Source organism: Curtobacterium flaccumfaciens, from assembly GCF_004361695.1.
Taxonomy (GTDB): Bacteria; Actinomycetota; Actinomycetes; order Actinomycetales; family Microbacteriaceae; genus Curtobacterium; species Curtobacterium flaccumfaciens_B.
In genome coordinates, this window is sequence record NZ_SNVW01000012.1 from 36,180 (window position 1) to 54,311 (window position 18,132).

An 18,132-nucleotide genomic window follows, 5' to 3' on the forward strand; every position below is an offset into this window, starting at 1 on the left:
GCGGAGGTGTCAGCGGCGCCCGGCCGCGCAGACTGTCCCCGTCCTCACCCCCCGACCACGGACTGGAGCCTCCTGTGCCCGCATCCCCCGCTGCCGTCACGAGCCTCGACCTCGGCGGCATCACCCTCACCTACGTGCCGGACGGCGAGTTCCGCGCCGAACCCGCGCTCGCCTACCCCCGCGGGCACGACGCCGTGCTGTCCGACGGCCTCGACGTGCTCGACGACGACGGGATGCTCGTCCTGAGCGTCGGCGCGATCCTCATCTCGACGCAGGGACGTCGCATCCTCGTCGACGCGGGCATCGGCAGGCGGACCATCCCGCTCGTCCGACCCGGGACGACACGCGACGCGTTCATGCGCGGCGGCATGCTCCTCGACAACCTCCGCACGATCGGGGTCGAGCCCGGCGACGTCGACACGGTACTGCTGACCCACCTGCACGCCGACCACGTCGGGTGGATCGGGGACGAGGACGTCGACGGGGTCCACACCTTCCCGAGCGCGGAGTACTGGCTCGACGACGCCGAGTGGGCGTTCTGGAACCGACCCGAGCACCGCTCCGACGCAGTCGCCCCGCGACCGAACGAGCTGGCCCTGATCGACGAGCGCCGACACAGCCTCACCGAGGGTGCCCGACCGGTCGAGGGCGTCACCGCCGTCGCGACGACCGGGCACACCCCGGGCCACCACGCGTTCGCCGTGCAGGGGAGCCGCTCGACCGCCTTCATCGTCGGCGATGCGGTGCACTGCCCAGGAGAGGTGTTGCACCCCGACGTGGTCTGGGTCGGGGACCACGACGCCGAGGAAGCCGTCCGGACCCGTCGCGCCATCGCGCGTCGTGTCGGCACCGAGGACGTGGTCCTCGTCGGCCCGCACTTCCCGGACGCGGTGTTCCGCCGGTTCGACCCGGACGCCGCACGACCGGTCACCGACGCGCTGCGGTAGCCGAGCGGCGGGGCCGGGTGTGGGGCCCGGGTCACCGTGGGGCCGAGCGCGGTCGTCGAGCGCTCGGCCCCGGGAAGGTGAGCGTGACGCGCAGCCCGTGTGGTTCGGCGTCTCCGAGGGTGAGGTCGGCCCCGTGCACGTCGGCGACCCAGGACACGATGGCGAGCCCGGTGCCGGTCCCACCCGCAGCGGTCGTCCGTCCACCCTCGAGCACCCCGCGGCGTCGGCGGACCGGGATCCCCGAGCCCCGGTCCGTGACCGTCAGCACGTCGCCGCGGAGCGCCACCACGACCGGGCCGGTGCCGTGGCGGAGCGCGTTCTCGACGAGGTTCCGCACCGCCTGCGCCAGGAGCTCCGCGTGCCCGACGACCACCGACGGGTCGAGGTCCAGCCGGACGTCGGACCCGCCCTCGGTGTCCTCGAACTCCTCCACGGCGAGTTCGATCACCTGGTCGAGGCGGACGGGCTCGAGCTCGAACGACGCGGGGTCGGCGCTCCGGATGCGCGCGCGGTCGAGGAGCCGGCCCACCAGCGCCGACATCCGCGTGACCTGCGTCGAGATCGACCCGAGGTGCGGCGACCCGTCGTCGAGCGCGAGCCGCATCACGGCGAGTGGCGTCCGCAGTTCGTGGGCAGCTTCGCGGAGGAACTGCTCGTGCTGCTCGATGCTCCGGATGGACGGACGCACGGCGAGTCCGGAGAGGAGGTGTCCGAGCGCGGTCCCGAGGGCGCAGAGCCCGGCGACCGTCAGGACCAGCAGGAGATCGAGCCGACGGTGGTCGGGTGGGGCAGTGGCCGAGGCCCCGGCGAAGACGACGGTGTCGGAGTAGGGGACCGCCAGGACGACCCAGTCGACGGGCCGACCGCTCCCGACGGCGGGCGCCCTCGTCCGGACGGCCCCGTCGCCGTGCCGTGCTCGTGTCATCAGGTCGGTCATCGTCGCGGACGTGGGGAGCGCACGCTGCGACGGCGAGGCCACCACGATGCCGGCCGGGTCGACGTACGCGAAGGTGCCGTCGATCGACGTCCAGGTCGCGACGTCCTGCGCGTCGAACCGGACCTCGGGGCCGGACGACTCCGCCGACCGGGCCAGCTGCTCCGCGAGCACGGTGAGTTCGCGGTAGGTCTCGCGCGTGTGCGAGCGCGAGTCGATGACGGACGCCATCACGGCGAGGACCACCAGGCACATCGCCGTCGTGATCGCGAAGAGCACCGTGCCTCGCCACCGCAACCGGCGGAGGTGCCGCGCTTCAGGCGTCACCGGCCGCCTCGTCCCCCACGCGGTAGCCGACGCCGCGCACCGTGTGGATGGCGGGCGGCGACCCGAGGCGCTTCCGGAGCTGCCCGATCACGACGTCGACGACGTTGGACGCCGGGTCGTGGAGTTCGTCCCAGCACCGTTCGACGAGCTCGGCCCTCGTCACGACGCCGCCGCCCGAACGGAGCAGTTCCTCGAGCACGGCGAACTCCTTCGCGCGGAGGAGCAGCTTCGTACCGTGCCGGTGCACCGTGTGCCGCTGCACGTCCAGGTGGATGCCCACCGCATCGAGCACCGGGGGGAGCGTGACCTGGCCACGACGGCTGAGCGCACGGACCCGTGCGACCAGCTCGACCGCGGCGAAGGGCTTCACGAGGTAGTCGTCCGCGCCGAGGTCGAAGCCCCTGACCCGGTCGGCCAACGCGTCCCGTGCGGTGATGAGGATCGCGGGCGTCAGGTCCCCGCTCCTCCGCAGCGCGGCGACCAGCTCCGAGCCGTCGCCACCGGGAACGCTCCGGTCGAGGACCAGGCACGCGTAGTCGCCGGAGACCGCGGCGACGTCGGCGTCCTGGTAGGTGCGGGTGACGTCGACCGCGTACCCCGCACGACGCAGGACGCGTTCGACCTCGGTCGCGAGGGACCGGTCGTCCTCCAGCAGCAGGACCTTCACGTCGTCGCCGTCCCACGCTCGCCGACGGACGGGGACGACCCGGCACCGGTCGGCCGGGTGCCGTCCGGACCGCTCACCACCGGAGCGCTCCGCGTTCGTGCTCGCCCGCGTGCCGGTCGGGCCGGACGCACCGCATGCCGTAGACGTGGCAGCGGCACTGCGGTGCTGCGGGGAGCGCCCAGGTCGTCATCGTCCCGCCGGTCGGCATCGGCCGCGTCAGGTCAGACGACGTGGTCGGCGAGCGCACGGAGGTCACCACCCGCGCGCTCGGGCGACGGAACGGGTTCCGACAGGAGGCACCGGTCGAGGAGCCGTTCCACGAGCGCGGCGCGCTCGGTGATCCCGTCGGCGTCGATCGAGCCGGGCAGGATCCGCACCTCGACGGTGTCGCGGACCGGGTCGGCGTCGAGGAGCGCGGTGAGGTTGACGTCGAAGAACTTGGTCAGACCGACGCCGGCCGCCGCGGTCTGCAGAGCGGGCCAGCCGTCGGCGGTCTCGACCAGTGCGAGGAGTTCGTCCGGCAGCCGACGGACCCTCGTGGCCGCGGGGTTCGAGCCGAGCGCCGATCGGAGCTCATCCCGCCAGAGCGCGAACAGCCGGACGAGGTTCGCGAACGGTCCGGGCGCTCGGAAGGGCGCTCCGTCGAAGTGCAGGTGCACCGCCGCTTCCCTGGGCACGGTGAAGCCGAGCGCCCGGGCCCGGCCGAGCAGGAGCTCGAGGGTCGCGTGGTGGTCGGCGGTCAACGGGGCCGTCACGATCTCGCACGGGCGGTCGCGTCCGCGCGCGAGTGCCGTCGCCATGGCGAGGGTCGCTCCGCTCTCGTCGTCGAGCCGGCGGACGGGACCGATGACGTCGACCCGGGTACCGAACAGTTCCGCAGCCGACCGGAGGACGCGGTCGAACGGTGCGCCGGGGGTCTCGTGGCGCTCGACGAGCCGGAGCAGACGGGGCTCGTCGGACAGGATCCGGTACCAGCCGTCTTCCGCGCTCGGCACGTCCGTCGGGTCCGCGAGGTCGCGGAGGTCGTCGACCAGCGTGATGTCGTCGACGAACGACGCGACCGGTCGTCCGGCACCGTCGGTCACGGCGAACCCCGGGGTCAGGTGCCAGAACTGCCCCATCCCGGGGACGAGCGACGGTTCCGAGTCCGTGTGGAACACGGTCGACACGCGGCCGCCGACCTGGTCGGCCACACTCCGTGCGAGGGCACGGCGGTCGGAACCGCGCGGAGCCAGCAGCTCGATCTCGAAGCCGATGCGGCGCCTGAGGGTGGTCATCGTGGGTCCTTCGTGCGGTGGAGGGGAGATGCGGGACCGGTGCCGGGTCCGGGGACCCGGCACCGGTCCGTCGGTCACGGCTGGATCGGGAGCGGGATCTGCGGGGAGCTCAGCAGGTCCTGACCGGCCTTGACCTTGGCGCTGTAGGCGTCGATCTTCCAGATCTGGGCCAGCTTCTCGGCATCGGCGTAGTCGTACCCGGCGTTCGCGAACGCAGTGGCAGCGTCACCGGCCGAGGGCGTCGGGTGCTCCAGCGGGACCGGCTGGTTCGCCAGGGCCAGTGCGCCGGCCTTGGCCTTCGCGGTCTCCGGGGACACCTTCCACGAGGCGGCGAGGCGTGCCGCGAGCCCGCCGTCGTCGACCTCGGCGATCTCGAACGCGTGCACCTGCTGCGCCCTCGTGTAGCTCCGGGCGAACCCGGCGCCGGGAGCGAACGGCAGCGTGTGGCCGGCACGGAGCTCCGCCCCGGCGGTGAACTTTGCATGGTTCCGGTCCGAGGCGTTCCACAGGGCCGCGAGGTCGAGCGCGTCCTCGTACTTGTAGCCCGCCGCGTAGTACGCGTCGAGGTTCTTCGTCGTGGGGTCGTTCTGGATCTTGCGGATCGCGGCGTCCTTCTCCGCCTTGGCGCGCTGGGCGCCGGTCGCAGCCGCCGCGGGGACGGTGCGGTCGGACGTCGTGCGCACCGCGGTGGTCGTCGTCGCGGCGTGGTGCGTCACCGTCGCCTGGGCGGGCAGCGTGCCGAAGAGTGCTGCGACAGCGCACGCCGCAGCGCCGGTGACGAGGGCTGCGCCGCCGATGCGTCGGAACGCGCGGCCCCGTGTGCTCGAGGTGTTCGTGTTCATGGTCGTTTCCTTCCGATGGTGGAGTGGGACTGACTTCGCCGGATGAGTTCAGGAGGGACGAGCGCATCGCGCCGACCTCAGAGGGGGAGCACCGCCTGGATGCCGATCAACGTCGCCGTCTCCGCGCGACAGGTCGATCCGAGGTACCCGGTGGGCAGGCCGGCCGTCAGGGTGCTCTCACTGTGCGGCAGCACCACCGCCAGCGCCTCCGGCTCGGCCTCGACGCAGTCGATCGGCGACTCCCCCGCGTGCAGGGCGACGTACACCTGTGCGCGCTTCGCCGGGCGGAGTGTGACCGCCGGCGAGGGGACGGCTCGGATCTCGAGGGCGTCCGGACCGAAGGGGCTCCCGTGGGAGACCAGGCGTGCCGTGGGCCATCCCTGCAGGACGCAGCTGTGGTCGCCCTCGTTCGTGAAGACGACGGCAAGGAGCACCGCACCCTCGTCGGTCGGACGGGGCGGCAACGCCGTTCCGTCGCGGCCGCTCACGCTGGCCGACAGCGAGGAGTCGTGGCACCGCGGCGACCGCAGGCTCTGCACGTGCTCGTGGTCCCGGCCGGTCGGGCGTGTGGACGACGTGCAACCGGCCGAGGTCACGGCGAGGGCGACCACCAGGGTCGCGATCACCGTCCCTCGGAGCGTCAGCTGCTGCATACGGAAAACCTGACACTGGCGGCATGAGACGACGATGAAGCGGTCACGACCCGACGGTGCAGGTCTGCTCCGCCGCGCTCTGCCCCGTGATCGCCGACGGCAACGGGGTGGCTGACGGGCCCGGCTCGGCGGGCTGCGCCCGGGTGGTCCCGGGAGCGCCGGCGCTGCCGTGCGCGGCCCCTGCGCTGCCGTTCGCGGCGTCGGACGACGGCGGAGCAGCGGTGACCGGCGTGGACGCCCGCCCCGTCGTGGAGTCGCTCAACGACGTCCGCTGGTCGTCCTGGATGGCGACGTCGAGCGCGTGAGCGGGCTCGGGCTCCGGGAGGACGTGCGCGGGCGAATCGGGGTCGTCGGTGACGGGGTACTGCACGAAGAGCATGTCCGACGTGTCCATGGACCGGAGCATCGACGCCAGTCCCACGATCGTCCGGGGCTGGTGCAACCCGTCGGACAGCGTCATGTTGCTCAGCGCCGCACCGGCGAGACGGTAGAGCGTCACCGGATCGCTCAGCGTGCCGTTCGACGTCACCTTCCGGAGGAGCGCCGAGAGGAACACCTGCTGCGAGCTGATGCGGGCGAGATCGCTGGCGTCACCCACGCCGTGGCGCGACCGCAGGAACTCGAGCGCCGTCGCACCGCTGAGCGCGTGCGTCCCCGCCGAGAGGTGCAGCCCGACGTAGTCGTCGTCGATGGGCTTGGCGACGCAGACGTCGACACCACCGACGGCGTTCGACATCGCGATCACCCCGTCGAAGGTGATCAGACCGGCGTACGGGATCGTCACGCCGGTGAGGTTCTCGATGGTGTCCACGACGCACGAGATCCCGCCGTGGCCGAGCGCGGTGTTGAGCAGGGCCTTCGCGGCGGCGGGGTAGGTCGTTCCGCTCTCCGGGTTCCTGCAGGACGGGAGCGGGATCTCCAGGTCGCGCGGGAAGCTCACAGCGGTCAACCGGGTGTGGTCGGCCGAGACGTGGACGAGGATCGTCACGTCGTTGCGCGCGCCGGCGAGCCCGTCGGCCGCGTCGAACTGTCCGACGCGGGTGTCGGATCCGATCAGCAGGATGTTGGCGCCGCCCGGGATCGCGGTGATGTCGGCGGCCCGCGCCACGCTCTGGTCGTCGGTGCTGAGGGCGACCGTGTGCGGTGCCGCGTCGAGCTGCGCACCCGCGATCGCGACGAGACTGGTGGCACTGACCAGGACGACGGCCGCCGCTGCGCCGACGATGCCCGTCACGCGGCCCCATCCGCGCCGGCGCGGAAGCCGTCCGTGACGGGCGATGCCGAGGGGCTGCGACCGGTGGCGCTGTGTCATGGGTACTCCGTTCGGTTGTGGTGCCGACCGGTCCTCCGGCTCCGCCCCGAGGCGGAGCCGGGGCCGGAGCCGGAGCCGGACGCGTGTCCGACGCTCATGCGGGGCCGGAGCCTCGGCCAGGGCTCGGGTCGTCTTGGCCGAGGTCGTTCAGGGCGAGGGCGAGCTGGGTGCGCGTGCGGACGCCCATCTTGCGGTAGGCGTTGCCGAGGTGCGTCTCGACCGTCCTGACGCTCACGAACAGCTGGGCGGCGATCTCGCGGTTCGTCCGTCCGGCGGCAGCCGACTGCGCGACCCGGGTCTCGGCGGCCGTCAGCAGCGCTCGACCGTCGACGGTGTCGGCCGCCTCGGCCAGACGCAGTGTCCGGGCGGCGATCCGCGGGTCGTCGGCGTGGATCCGGCTCGTCGCGACGTCGGCGAGCACCTGTCGTGCCCGTCCGCTGCGGCCGGCGTCCAGCAGGAGCTGCGCACGGTCGAGTTGCGCGCGCGCCGACTCGGGTGCGAAGCCGCCGCGGCGGAGCTCCTCCACGGCTTCCTCGGCGAGCCGGAGCGACTCGTCCTGCTGGCCCCGCCGCATCGCGACCATCGCCCGGATCCGGAGTGACTGGCCGTGGGCATGGGGTCGCCGGTGGGACTCGTCGAGCGCGGCGAGTCGACGGGCGAGGTGTTCGGCGCCGTCGAGGTCGCCGAGGTGGACACGGGCACGGGCGAGCTCGATGTCGATCCACAGGCGTCGTCCCGGCTCCACGATGCCCTTCGCCTCGGCCAGCTCCAGGGCCAGCTCGAGCTCGGTCCGCGCCTCCGTCCAGTTCTCGGACCAGGCCGCGTCGATGCCGGCGAGGCCGTGGACGAGCAGGCTGCCGCGGATCGTCGCCGCCGGGCTCGACCACCCGGTCAGGATCTCCTCGAGCGTCTCGCGGTCGTTCCGGGTGAGTGCGAAGAGTCCCCGGGCGCGGGTGAGCGGAGCCGGCGGGTCCACCAGGCGGAGCGCGTGCTGCTCGGCCTCGTGGAGGAGCGATGCCGCCTGGACGACGCGTCCGGCGAGGATCTCGACGATGGCCGCGTGCGCGAGCGCACGGGTGGTGGTCGGGTGCGCACCGAGCAGTTCCGCGGTCCGGACGAAGGCGGTGAGTGCGGGACGCGAACGGCCGAGGTCGTCTGCCTGGTAGGCGCCCGTCGCCTCGATGGACGCCGCGCTCGAGGTCAGGTCCAGCGTGCCGCTGGCCGACTCGACGGCCCGGGTCCTCGCGATGATCTCCGACGAGAGTCCCTCGCCCGCGTCGAGGAGCCGGAACGCGAGGTCCTCCAGCGCTGCGCGCAGCGTGTTCGGAGCGACCTCGGGCGGGAGCTCGGCGGCGCGGTCTCCGAGCTCGTGCGCGACGTCGCTCGCTCCACCGGAGGACCAGAGGATCCGGAGCACGTCGATGATCGATGCGCGCACGTCGCCCGACTCGAACGACCGTCTGGCGTTCGCGAGCCGACGGTCGAGCGCGTCGACGCCGAGGTCCTGCGCGATCGCCTCGGCGCTGACGACCGCGATCCGGTCGAACTGCTCCGGTGCCAGGACGGCGGGGTCGAGGGTCGCCGACAACCGCCTGACGAGCGCGGCATCGCCGTGCGCTCCCGCGAGTTCCGCGGCGTGCAGGACGCGGTCCACGTGCGCGTCGGAGCGTCCGTCGGACCGCGCGACCGCGCGCATCGCCAGGCGCAGCGCGTTCGAGGTCGTCCCGATCCGGCGGGCGCGGCCCGAGGCGGCTCGCAGCTCCTCCGCGAGGTCCGGTCGCGGCCCCGGCAGGACGGCGTCGTCGCGGTGCTCGAGTCGTTGTTCAGCGGGCAGGGGGGACTCGGCGAGCCCGGCGTGCAGCGCTCGCCGCTCCTGCGCGGACAGCCTCGCCGACATCGCGGCACGCAGGAGCGGGGTCCGGACGGCGACCTCGTGCCCCTTGGTGCTGAGGACGCCGAGTGCGACGCCCTCGGCGAGGGCGTCCTCCGCCTGCCCGACCACGTGGAAGAGCGCCTCGACGGTGCCACCGCGCATCGACGCCGTGACCGCGAGGACTTCTCGGACGGCCGGGGGGAGTCGTTCGATCCGACGGATCGTCGACGCGAGGGCACGTGACGTCGACGCGGCCGTCCGGTCGTCCCCGGAGAGCCGCGTGATCGCCAGGTCGATCGCCCACGACGGGTTGCCGCCGCTCTCCGTCGCGATCTCGTTGAGGTCCGTCGCGGAGAGGCCCCCGAGCTCGGAGTCCTTCAGGACGCCGGCGACCGCCGCGGGGCTGAGCGGCGCCAGGAAGGCGAGTTGCGACGCGGTGAACACCACCTTCCACGAGGTGACCGGGCCGCCGGCGTCCAGCTCCCGCGCGACGATGAGCACCGTCCCGGCGGCCTCGTGCGGTGGCCGGAACATCGGGGCCATCAGGTCGACGGACTCCCGGTCCGCCAGGTGCGCGTCGTCCAGGATCACCACCGTGTGCGCTGCGGCGAGGACGTTGCAGAGGTGCCGCAACGCCGCTTCGAGCATCCGGTGGTCGGCGAACCCCGGGGGAGCGGTCTGGAGCACCTGCTCCAGGACCGCCCGGTAGCCGATGGGCAGGGTGCGGAAGATGCGGTCGGGAACGAGTCGCAGGAGTGTCCTGACCGCCGCGTACGGGCCTGTCGTCCCCTCGTCGAACCGCAGCATCAACACGATGCGGTCCTGGGCCAGTCGGCCGGCGAGCGCCTCGAGCATCGTGGTCTTCCCGACGCCGGGTTCCCCGACGATGGCCAGGCGGCCGCCGCGTTCGCCGGCGACGCGCACCATGCGCTCCAACAGGTCGCGACGCTCGAGCGGGATGCGGTTGTGCGACGGCTGCTCGTCGCGTTGTCGGGCCATCAGGAGCGACCCTCGAACAGCGCGTCGGTGTGGGCGAGCGCCGACTTGGTCGGCGAGAGCGCCGTGTGCCGCGCGCCGACGGCGACGTCGCGGACCGTCCGCGCGAGCGGGTGCCCCGTGCGCAGTGCCGCCGCTCCGGTCCCGCTCACGAGGAGCGGGAGCGCCTGCTCGGCCGCGGCGAGTGCCTGCACGGCGAGGTCGGCCGAGGTGGCACGGGCCACGGCGGGCAGCGCGTCCACCTCGTCGCGGGTTCCGAGGGCGCCCGACGCAGCCGCGCGCAGACCCGCGGCACGGGCCACGTCGCGGGCAGCGGCACCGACGGCTGCCCGCACGTCGGCTCGGGCGGATCGTTCCCCGTGGGCTGCGACGTCGTCGAGGACCCGGTCGAGCGCGGACTCGACGGCGCCGATCAACGGGGCGGCGAAGAAGATCGTGGCGAAGAACGTCAGCGGAGCCACCGACGGCGCCGGCGCGAGGGTCCGGGTCCTCCGAGCGGGCACGACGACGTCCTCGAGGTGCGCGGTGTCACCACCGGAGTCCTGCAGGCCCGAGGCGTCCCAGGTCGTCTCCACGCGGACGTCCGCGATGGGGACGAGGACCCGCACCAGCGCGCCGGAGTCGGCGTCGCGGACCGTCGCCATGACCCAGTCCGCCCAGGGCAGGCCGCTCGCCGGGGTCGAGACCGCGCGCACGTGGAACGCGCCGTCGGTCCAGGTGCCGGTGCCCTGCGGGGCGAGGGTGCCGGCCACGAGCGTGTCGCCGTCCGACTCCCAGACCTCGTGCAGCGTCTCGTCGGGGAACTCCGCGACCGCGAGGTTCGTCACCGCGGCGACCGCGCCGATCCACCCGAGGTCGGCGTCCGCCGCGCCGAGGTCGCGCAGGCGATCGGCGATGTCGGCGACGGTCCACGGGGTCGGACCACCGCGGTCGGGGCGCCAGGCGTCGAGCACCCCCGAGCGCGCGAGGTGCTCTCGGACTGCGCCGCGGTCGTGCTGTGTGGTCGGCTTCGAGACGGAGGGGGACATGGGCATCGGGCATCCTCAGGGCGATCGGTCGGTGCGGACGGCTCGCTGGGAGTCGGCATCGGGGGTTCATCATCGGTCGGCGGTGTCGACGTCGTGTCGACGTCACGCCACCGGACGCATCAGGGGCGCCACGTCCGCTCCCGAGCGCGAGCCCGTGGGTCGAACGCGCGCCGGTCGAGGCGACGACCCCGGGTGATGGTCGTCGTGATCGACCGCAGCGCCGACAGGTCGGACGTGGGGTCCTCCGCGGTGGCGATCATGTCGGCGCGTGCGCCCGGTGCGATGCGCCCGAGGTCGGCGGAGCGCCCGAGTGCCGCCGCGCCGCCGACCGTCGCGGCGGCGAGTGCGCGGGCCGGGGTGAAGCCGGCCTGCTCGACCAGCAGGGCGAGTTCCCGGTGGATCGCGGGGAACGGGTCGTCGGGCGTCGTCGGGAAGTCGGTCCCCGCGGAGACCACGACACCGAGCTCGGCGGCACGGGCGGTGATCCGTGCGGCAGCGGACAGGCGGGGCGTCGGCGTGCCGGTGTGGGCGTCGACGAACAGCGTGGCGTCGAGCACGCAGTCACGACGACGCATCTCCCGCAGCAGCGTGTCCACCGACTCGGGGACCCGATCGCGGAACCGATCCAGGTCGATGTCCTGCCGCGGCGGTGCGTAGGCGGCGGGGACGGGTCGGCCCTCGTGGCCGAGCAGGCAGGCGTGGCTCACGGAGTCCACTCCTGCCGCGACGACCTCCGAGGGGCCGGACGGGAACACGGTGCCGTGCGCCCAGACCAGGAGGCCCTGGCGGTGCGCCTCGTCCGTGATCCGACCGACGGTCTCAGGGGCGAGGTCGGCGTAGACCTTGATCGCGCGGGCGCCGGTGCCGCGGGCGACCGCGACCGCCTGCGCCAGATCGGTGTGCGTGTCGACGGCCTGCATCCACGGGGCCGTCCCCGGCTCGTACCCCGCCGAGGCGACCCGCACCCGTTCGTCGTCGAAGAACGACGGACCGGCGAAGAAGGCCGCGAAGGCGATGTCGGGGGCGGGGAGCTCGCCGGCGGCGGAGGCCCGCGCGAGTTCCGCGACGACGCGGAGGTCGTCGGCCATCACCCGGATCGTGGTGACGCCGCCGTACACCTCGCGCTCGAGCTGCGCGGTGGCGTACGGCACGCACGGCGGGGTTGCGACGTGCTGGTGGCTGTCGACCAGTCCGGGGAGGAGGAAGGCGCCGTCGAGGTCCACACGCACGGTGCTCCCGGGTGCGGCGGAGGCGAGTGCGCGACGTGTCCCCACGGCGAGGATCCGTTCGCCCCGCACCAGGACGGCTCCGTCGGGGACCGGCGCAGCGCCCGCTCCGGCCAGGACCGTCGCGTGCTCCCAGAGGACGTGGCGGTCGCCGTCGAGGTCGGGGTGGTCGTGGTCGATGAGGAGCTCCTGTCGCTCGTGGTGAGCCGATCCGCCCGCGGACGTTACGGCGTCCGGCCGGGCCGGCACCACGGTGGTATCCCCGAGACGGCCGCGGGTAGCCGGTACTGGACCGATTGGTCTCGAACTGTACGCTTTATGGATCGACCGGTCAAGAATGTTCGGCCACACCACGCCGCGCCTGCGTGGACGCTCAGGACGAGCACTGGTCACGATGGCCGAGAGGTGCTTCATCCACATAGGTCGGTCACAATCGACCGACGAGAGGACCACCCGTGCCACAGGAAGCCCGACGGATCGCCGAGACCGCACACTGGTGGGTCGACCGAGCGGCCGACCTGTCCACCGCGCCGCTCCGCGCGGACCGCCGCGAGCAGTGGCACGCCGACGTCGCGGCCGCTCCGGAGGTCGGCGTCCCGCGCACGGCCCTCGTGCTCGGGATGATCACGACCGCTGCCTTCCACCGCTCCGCGCACCCCCGACCAGGAGGATCGATGAACCCGTCCCGTCCCGCGCACGCTCGCCCCGCCCGGCTCCTCCTCGCTGCCGCCGTCCTGTCCGTCGTCGCCGCGTCCGTCCTCGACCAGACGGTGTTCTTCGTCGTGTCCAGCACCGCGCAGTACCGCGTGGGCGAGGCGTTCGAGGTCGTCCTCGGCTTCCTCGTCCCGCTGGCCCTGGTGCTCGTCGCGCTGTCCCGCGTGACCACGAGCCGCCGGCGGTGGGGCGCGGCCGCGGTCACGGCCGTCGCCGGCTCCTGCACGGTCGCGGTCGGCGTGGTCCTCGGCGGTGCGGTCTGGTTCGTCGCCGCGAGCATCGGGTTCGCCGCCCTGCTGGCCGCGTGGTTCCTCGCGAACGCCGTGCGGCCTCGCGCCCGGTTCCTCGTCGGGGCGCCGGCCGTGGTGCTCGTCGCCATCGGCCTGGCCGCGCTCGTCGCCCGTGCCGCCGTCGACGCGTCGACGTCGACCCGCCCTGTGCTGTGGCAGGTGGAGGGCGTGGTCACGCTCGCGGCTCCGCTCGCCGTGGCCGTCGCCGTCGCCGTGCTGCTGCCGCTCCGGACCGTCGACCGCTCCGGCGGCCAGCGGGTGGCCGCCTGACGGAACCGCTCACCCGTGCGACCGCCCCGGGCACAGCGTCCCGGTGATGTCACCGATGCGGGGTCCGCCGGCTGCGGCGAGCATCGCGCCATGACCACGAAGACCGCAGTGCTCCTCCGACAACACGTCCACGCTCTCCAGCGGCTGACGGCGGCCAGCCCGGTCGGACGGGTCGCCCGCGCGGGCTCGCTCGCGTACACCGACTCCGGCATCGACGTCGCGGCGTTCAACGCGATCACGGTGACGGGTGCGGCCTGGTCCGCCGGCGACCTCGACCGGGCGGCCGGACTCGCCGCGGCGAGTGGCCGGCCCTGGTCGATCACCGCCCAGCGGGGGACGGGGACGGTCCGGGACGGGGCTCGCCTGCGTGCCGTCGAGCACGCCGCCGCGTGCCACGGTCTCACCGAGCGGGACGAGGACCCGTTCCTGGTGTGCCAGCGCGCGGACTTCCGACCGGCGACCCGGTCGGGACCGGCGGACGGACCGGCGGCGCGGATCCGGGTCGACACGGTGTCCGCCGACGCGTGGGGTGCGTACACCGCGACCGTCGCGGCCGGGTTCGAGGTACCGCGAGCGGCGTTCGGCTCGGTCTTCGGAGGCGGACTGCTCGACGACCCGCTGGTCACCGGGTACGCCGTCCAGCTCGACGACCACGTCGTCGGTTCCGGCCTCGGCGTCCGGACGGACGACGGGCTCGGGGTCCACAACATCGCGGTCCTGCCCGGTGAACGCTGCCACGGCGCAGGGCGGGCGGTGACGGAACGGGTCGTGCAGGACGGCTTCGCCGACGGCGCGACCGCCGCGTACCTCGTCAGCTCGGTCGACGGGCTCCGGCTGTACCGGTCGCTCGGGTTCCGGCAGGTGGACACCCTCGTCCGGTGGTCCGCGGCGTGAGCGCGCGTCACGCCCGGTCCCTCGTCGCGCTGGGCATCGGCGTGGCCACGGCCTGGGTCGTCTGCCGCGCGCTCCTCCGGTGGGTGGTGCTGCAGCTGGGCGGAGTCGGTCCCGACCCGCTGCTGCCCGAGGACGACTGAGGTGCCGCCCTCCGCCGTCGAGCGCGGTCGTCAGGCCACGCGCTCCCGCACCGGCTGCCGTCGCGCGAACGCGCGGACCAGGGCGAAGAAGCCGTACCGCCCGCCGGGCTCGGCGACGATCAGGTGCGCGTCGAGCAGGTCCTCGACCACCGCACGCGTCGACCTCGTGTCACGGCGGAGCGCACGTGCCGCCTCCTCCACGGAGAACGGTCCCTCCGGCAGGTGCGACAGCCGGTGGAAGGCATCGCGCTGGTCCTCGCGCAGCCCGGCGGACGCGCGTCGGAACGGCGCGTCGACGATCCGGCAGTCGGCGTGCATCACGACCGGCTGGTCGAGGTCGTCGTAGAGCTGCTGCTCGATCTCCGCGACGGTCCAGGTCGGCCGGTCCGCCAGGCGGGCAGCCGCGACACGGACGGCGAGGGGCTGGTGGGAGCAGGCGGCCGCGAGCCTGGCCGTCGGCCCCGGCTCGGCCGCGAGCCGCTCGTGACCGACCAGTCGACCCATCAGGTCGATCGACTCCTCCGGCGCGAGGGGGAGCAGGGTCGTCCACCGCGTACCCGGAAGGTCGAGGAACCGTCGGACCGATGTCACGAGGGTCAGCGAGCCCGGTCCGGACGGCAGCAGCGGACGCACCTGGGTGCTGCTCGCCGCGTCGTCGAGGACGAGCAGCACCCGACGGTCGGCGACCAGGGACCGCCACGCCGTGGAGCGTTCCTCCAGACCGTCGGGGATCGTCGACCGTGGGACGCCGGCGGTCCGGAGCAGCGACAGCAGGGCGTCCGAGGCGGTCAGCGGGTGCCCGCCGGCGGCGCGGAGGTCGACGAAGAACTGCCCGTCGGGGAAGGCCGTGCGCACCCGGTGGGCCGCGTGCACCGCGAACGCCGTCTTGCCCATGCCGCCGAGTCCGGTGATCCCGAGGACGCCGCCGGACGAATCCTGGGCGACGACGCGTCGGACGCGCTGGAGTTCGTCGGCACGGCCGACGAAGTCGGCGAGGTCCGGGGGCAGCTGGGCGGGCGCCGCGGCGGTGGGCGGTCGGACCGGCGGGCCGGGAGGCGCGGTGACGGACGCGGGGGGCGCCTCCAGTCCGACGGCCGGTTCCGTGACGTCGTCCTGCAGCAACCGTTGGTGCACCTGCCGCAGCGCGCTGCCGGGGGAGACGCCGAGCTGGTCGGCGAGCCGGTGCCGGAAGTCGTCGTACGCGCCGAGGGCCTCGTTGCGGAGGCCGAGCGCGAGGAGCGTCTCGAGCAGGAGCGCGGCGACGCGCTCGTCGAGCGGACGGTCCTCGGCCACACGTCGGAGCTCCGGCAGGGCGTCCTCGTACCGACCGAGCCGGACCTCGAGCGTCGCGCGCCCGAGGGCGACCTCGTCGTGGAGCTCGCCGAGCCGGAAGCGCTGGGCGTCGGCCCACGAGCCGGGCAGCCCTCCGAGTGCGGTCCCGGTCCAGCGGGCGGCCGCGGCCGCGAGCTCGTCGGCGGCTCCGGTGACGTCACCGACACGGACCAGTTCGCGGGCGCGACGCCGGGCCGTCTCGACGACCGCGACGTCGAGTTCGGCAGAGCCGCGGTCGAGGTGGTAGGCCCCGCCGTCCGTCCCGATCACCAGCCCGTCGGCCTCCGCGTGGGGTGCGAGCACCCGTCGCAGGCGGTACACGTACGTGCGCAGGACGCCGGCGGCGCTCCGGGGCGGGGTGTCGCCCCAGATCCGGTCCACGACCGTGTCGACGTCCACCGGGCGTCCGTCGGCGAGCAGCAGCATCGCCAGTACGGCTCGCTGCTGCGGCGACCCGATGTCGAGGTCGACACCGTGCGCGGCGGCGGTGACCGGCCCGAGGACGGCGAACCGGACGGTGGGGAGCGCGGATGGGCGCATGGGCGTGCTTCCTGTGCAGATCGGTCCCGGTGCCCGGGACACGAGCGCCCGCGTCAGAACGACGCGAGTGCGGTGGTGGTGAGCTGGTGGATGCTCGTCGAGGCGCAGGCCTCGAACAGCGAGCCGGAGGCGGCGACGAAGAGCGACTGCCGCGATCCCGGCGGGATGACCCGGAACCCGTCGGTCGTGCGCGGCTCGCAGGTCGCGGCGTCCCAGTCGCCCGACTGCTCGACGGTCACGACCGCCTGGACCTCGTGGCCCGGTCGGAGCGTCAGGGTCGGGTGCGGCGCGGACCGGTCGAGCGTGGCCGGGTTGCCGATCTGCGCGCCGTCGCCCCCGCCCACGAAGGACACGCCGGGCCAGCCCTGCAGGGTACAGGACCGGGTGCCGGAGTCGCGGAGGACGATCGCGACCCGTTCGGCTCCCGCGCCGCCACCCCCGCCGCCGTCCGCGATCGAACCCGACAGCTCGGCGACGGTGCACCGGGCGCCGTCGGCGTCTCCCGCCCCGGCAGGCGACGCGCCGGACGCGGTGGTGGAGCCACTCGGTGCGGCGCTCGCGGGCGCGGTCCCCGGCGTCGAGGGGGTCGTGCCCTGACCGGACGTGGGCGTCGCGGTCGGGGCGGAGGTCGTCGCACCGGTGCTCGCAGCCTCCGGGGTCGAAGCGCTCGAGGCGCCGTTCCCGGTGGCGGCGCACCCGGTCAGCAGTACCGCGAGCGTCACGATCGCGATGGTCGGCGTGAGGAGCCGTGCACGGGGAGTCGTCATCGTCTCAGCGTGCGACCCCTCGGGGGTCCGGGCCACGGCTGTCAGGATGACCCGCATCACCCTGGAGGATGAATGTTCCGGGTCGGTACCACCGGACCGGACGAGGTCGGTGGTTGTACGGATGCCGGCGCGCCCGGTCGCGACGACCCTTGCCCCATGCCGGAACCCGAAGTCATGGCCGCTCGCCCCACGACCCGCCAGTGGATCAGTGGTGCCCGACCGCGCACGCTGCCGCTGAGCGTCGTCTCGGTGCTGCTCGGGACGGGCGTCGCCGTCGCCGGCACGGACGGCGGCGCGGCGGCGTGGGCCGGCCACGGTCGGCACGTCGGCATCGCCGTGCTCTGCCTCGTCGTCGCCCTCTGCCTGCAGATCGGTGTCAACTACAGCAACGACTACTCGGACGGTGTGCGCGGGACGGACCGCTTCCGCCGTGGTCCGGCGCGGCTGACCGGCGCCGGCACCGCGACGCCGCGGGCGGTCCTCCGCGTCGGCCTGACGTTCTTCGGGATCGCAGCGGTGGCCGGACTGGTCATCGTGCTGCTCACCGGACTCTGGTGGATGCTCGTCGTCGGGGCGGTGACGATCGTCGCCGCCTGGTACTACACGGGCGGCAAGCGGCCGTACGGGTACCGGGCGCTCGGCGAGGTCTCGGTGTTCGTGTTCTTCGGGCTCGTCGCCGTCCTCGGCACCCAGGTCGCGCAACTCGGGCACGTCACCGGGCAGGGCTGGGCAGCGGGCACCGCCGCGGGGCTGTTCGCCTGCGGGGTCCTCATGGTCAACAACATCCGTGACCTGGAGGTCGACCGGCTCGCCGACAAGCGCACCCTCGCGGTCGTCGTCGGCGAGCGGGGCGCGCGCTCGCTGTACGCGTTCTTCATGCTGGCGCCCTTCCTCGTCCTGCTGGTCTTCGTCGTCGCCGCTCCGCTGACCCTCGTCGCGGCCGCAGCGCTCGCCCTGGCCCTCCCGGCAGTGGCCATCGGCTCCCGGCCGGCGGAGGCGCCCCGGCTCATCGCGGCGCTCCAGCTGTCGTCGTTCGCCTCGTTGGCGTTCGGCGTGCTCCTCACGGTGGCGCTGGTCACCAGCGCCGCCTGAGCGACGCCCCC

Annotated in this window: 16 protein-coding genes; 5 read left to right on the forward strand and 11 right to left on the reverse strand. The window is 73.9% G+C overall.

Translation table 11 applies throughout. The features are described from left to right. Positions 1-74 precede the first annotated feature (74 nt). Positions 75-947, forward strand: a complete 873-nt coding sequence (locus tag EDF64_RS15060) for an MBL fold metallo-hydrolase (RefSeq protein WP_133520779.1) — start codon at positions 75-77, stop codon at positions 945-947. 31 nt (positions 948-978) lie between these two features. On the opposite strand, the gene EDF64_RS15065 is transcribed toward EDF64_RS15060, so the two are convergent. The 9 genes from EDF64_RS15065 to EDF64_RS15105 all read right to left on the reverse strand — a co-directional run bounded on the left by EDF64_RS15065 (position 979) and on the right by EDF64_RS15105 (position 12,334). Next, positions 979-2,208: a sensor histidine kinase gene (locus tag EDF64_RS15065; RefSeq protein WP_133520780.1), complete on the reverse strand. Its 1,230-nt coding sequence runs from the start codon at positions 2,206-2,208 to the stop codon at positions 979-981. After that, entirely contained in the window at positions 2,198-2,875 is a 678-nt protein-coding gene (locus EDF64_RS15070; protein ID WP_133520781.1) for a response regulator transcription factor, read from the reverse strand. The genes EDF64_RS15065 and EDF64_RS15070 overlap by 11 nt, the downstream gene beginning before the upstream one ends. 221 nt (positions 2,876-3,096) lie before the next feature. Then, on the reverse strand, positions 3,097-4,152 hold the full coding sequence (locus EDF64_RS15075) for an amidoligase family protein (RefSeq protein WP_133520782.1): 1,056 nt from the start codon (positions 4,150-4,152) through the stop codon (positions 3,097-3,099). Between the two features lie 74 nt (positions 4,153-4,226). Next, positions 4,227-4,994: a hypothetical protein gene (locus EDF64_RS15080; RefSeq protein WP_133520783.1), complete on the reverse strand. Its 768-nt coding sequence runs from the start codon at positions 4,992-4,994 to the stop codon at positions 4,227-4,229. A gap of 77 nt (positions 4,995-5,071) precedes the next feature. Beyond that, complete coding sequence (locus EDF64_RS15085; protein ID WP_071293500.1) at positions 5,072-5,647, reverse strand: DUF4232 domain-containing protein; 576 nt, start codon at positions 5,645-5,647, stop codon at positions 5,072-5,074. Between the two features lie 43 nt (positions 5,648-5,690). Continuing rightward, positions 5,691-6,959 (reverse strand): LCP family protein, encoded by a 1,269-nt coding sequence (locus tag EDF64_RS15090; protein WP_071293501.1) that lies wholly within the window; start codon positions 6,957-6,959, stop codon positions 5,691-5,693. 94 nt (positions 6,960-7,053) lie between these two features. Beyond that, on the reverse strand, positions 7,054-9,831 hold the full coding sequence (locus EDF64_RS15095) for a helix-turn-helix transcriptional regulator (protein ID WP_133520784.1): 2,778 nt from the start codon (positions 9,829-9,831) through the stop codon (positions 7,054-7,056). Then, positions 9,831-10,862: a hypothetical protein gene (locus EDF64_RS15100; RefSeq protein ID WP_133520785.1), complete on the reverse strand. Its 1,032-nt coding sequence runs from the start codon at positions 10,860-10,862 to the stop codon at positions 9,831-9,833. The genes EDF64_RS15095 and EDF64_RS15100 overlap by 1 nt, the downstream gene beginning before the upstream one ends. Positions 10,863-10,975: 113 nt before the next feature. Further along, positions 10,976-12,334: an amidohydrolase family protein gene (locus EDF64_RS15105; protein WP_166645759.1), complete on the reverse strand. Its 1,359-nt coding sequence runs from the start codon at positions 12,332-12,334 to the stop codon at positions 10,976-10,978. Positions 12,335-12,537: 203 nt separating this feature from the next. On the opposite strand from EDF64_RS15105, the gene EDF64_RS15110 reads away from it, so the two are divergent. From EDF64_RS15110 to EDF64_RS18305, 3 genes are all read left to right on the forward strand, one after another. Continuing rightward, positions 12,538-13,356, forward strand: a complete 819-nt coding sequence (locus EDF64_RS15110; protein WP_133520787.1) for a hypothetical protein — start codon at positions 12,538-12,540, stop codon at positions 13,354-13,356. A 90-nt stretch (positions 13,357-13,446) separates the two neighbouring features. Continuing rightward, positions 13,447-14,250 carry a GNAT family N-acetyltransferase gene (locus EDF64_RS15115; protein WP_133520788.1) on the forward strand — a complete coding sequence of 268 codons (804 nt, stop codon included), beginning with the start codon at positions 13,447-13,449 and terminating at the stop codon, positions 14,248-14,250. Continuing rightward, on the forward strand, positions 14,247-14,390 hold the full coding sequence (locus EDF64_RS18305) for a hypothetical protein (RefSeq protein WP_166645760.1): 144 nt from the start codon (positions 14,247-14,249) through the stop codon (positions 14,388-14,390). Before EDF64_RS15115 ends, EDF64_RS18305 begins: the two co-directional genes overlap by 4 nt. 30 nt (positions 14,391-14,420) lie before the next feature. On the opposite strand, the gene EDF64_RS15120 is transcribed toward EDF64_RS18305, so the two are convergent. Together EDF64_RS15120 and EDF64_RS15125 are read right to left on the reverse strand one after the other, a co-directional pair. After that, complete coding sequence (locus EDF64_RS15120; protein WP_133520789.1) at positions 14,421-16,262, reverse strand: AfsR/SARP family transcriptional regulator; 1,842 nt, start codon at positions 16,260-16,262, stop codon at positions 14,421-14,423. A gap of 53 nt (positions 16,263-16,315) precedes the next feature. Further along, entirely contained in the window at positions 16,316-17,029 is a 714-nt protein-coding gene (locus tag EDF64_RS15125) for a DUF4232 domain-containing protein (RefSeq protein WP_166645761.1), read from the reverse strand. Between the two features lie 156 nt (positions 17,030-17,185). On the opposite strand from EDF64_RS15125, the gene EDF64_RS15130 reads away from it, so the two are divergent. Further along, positions 17,186-18,121, forward strand: coding sequence for a 1,4-dihydroxy-2-naphthoate polyprenyltransferase (locus EDF64_RS15130; protein ID WP_243736412.1), 936 nt, complete (start codon positions 17,186-17,188; stop codon positions 18,119-18,121). The last annotated feature ends 11 nt before the right edge of the window (positions 18,122-18,132 follow it).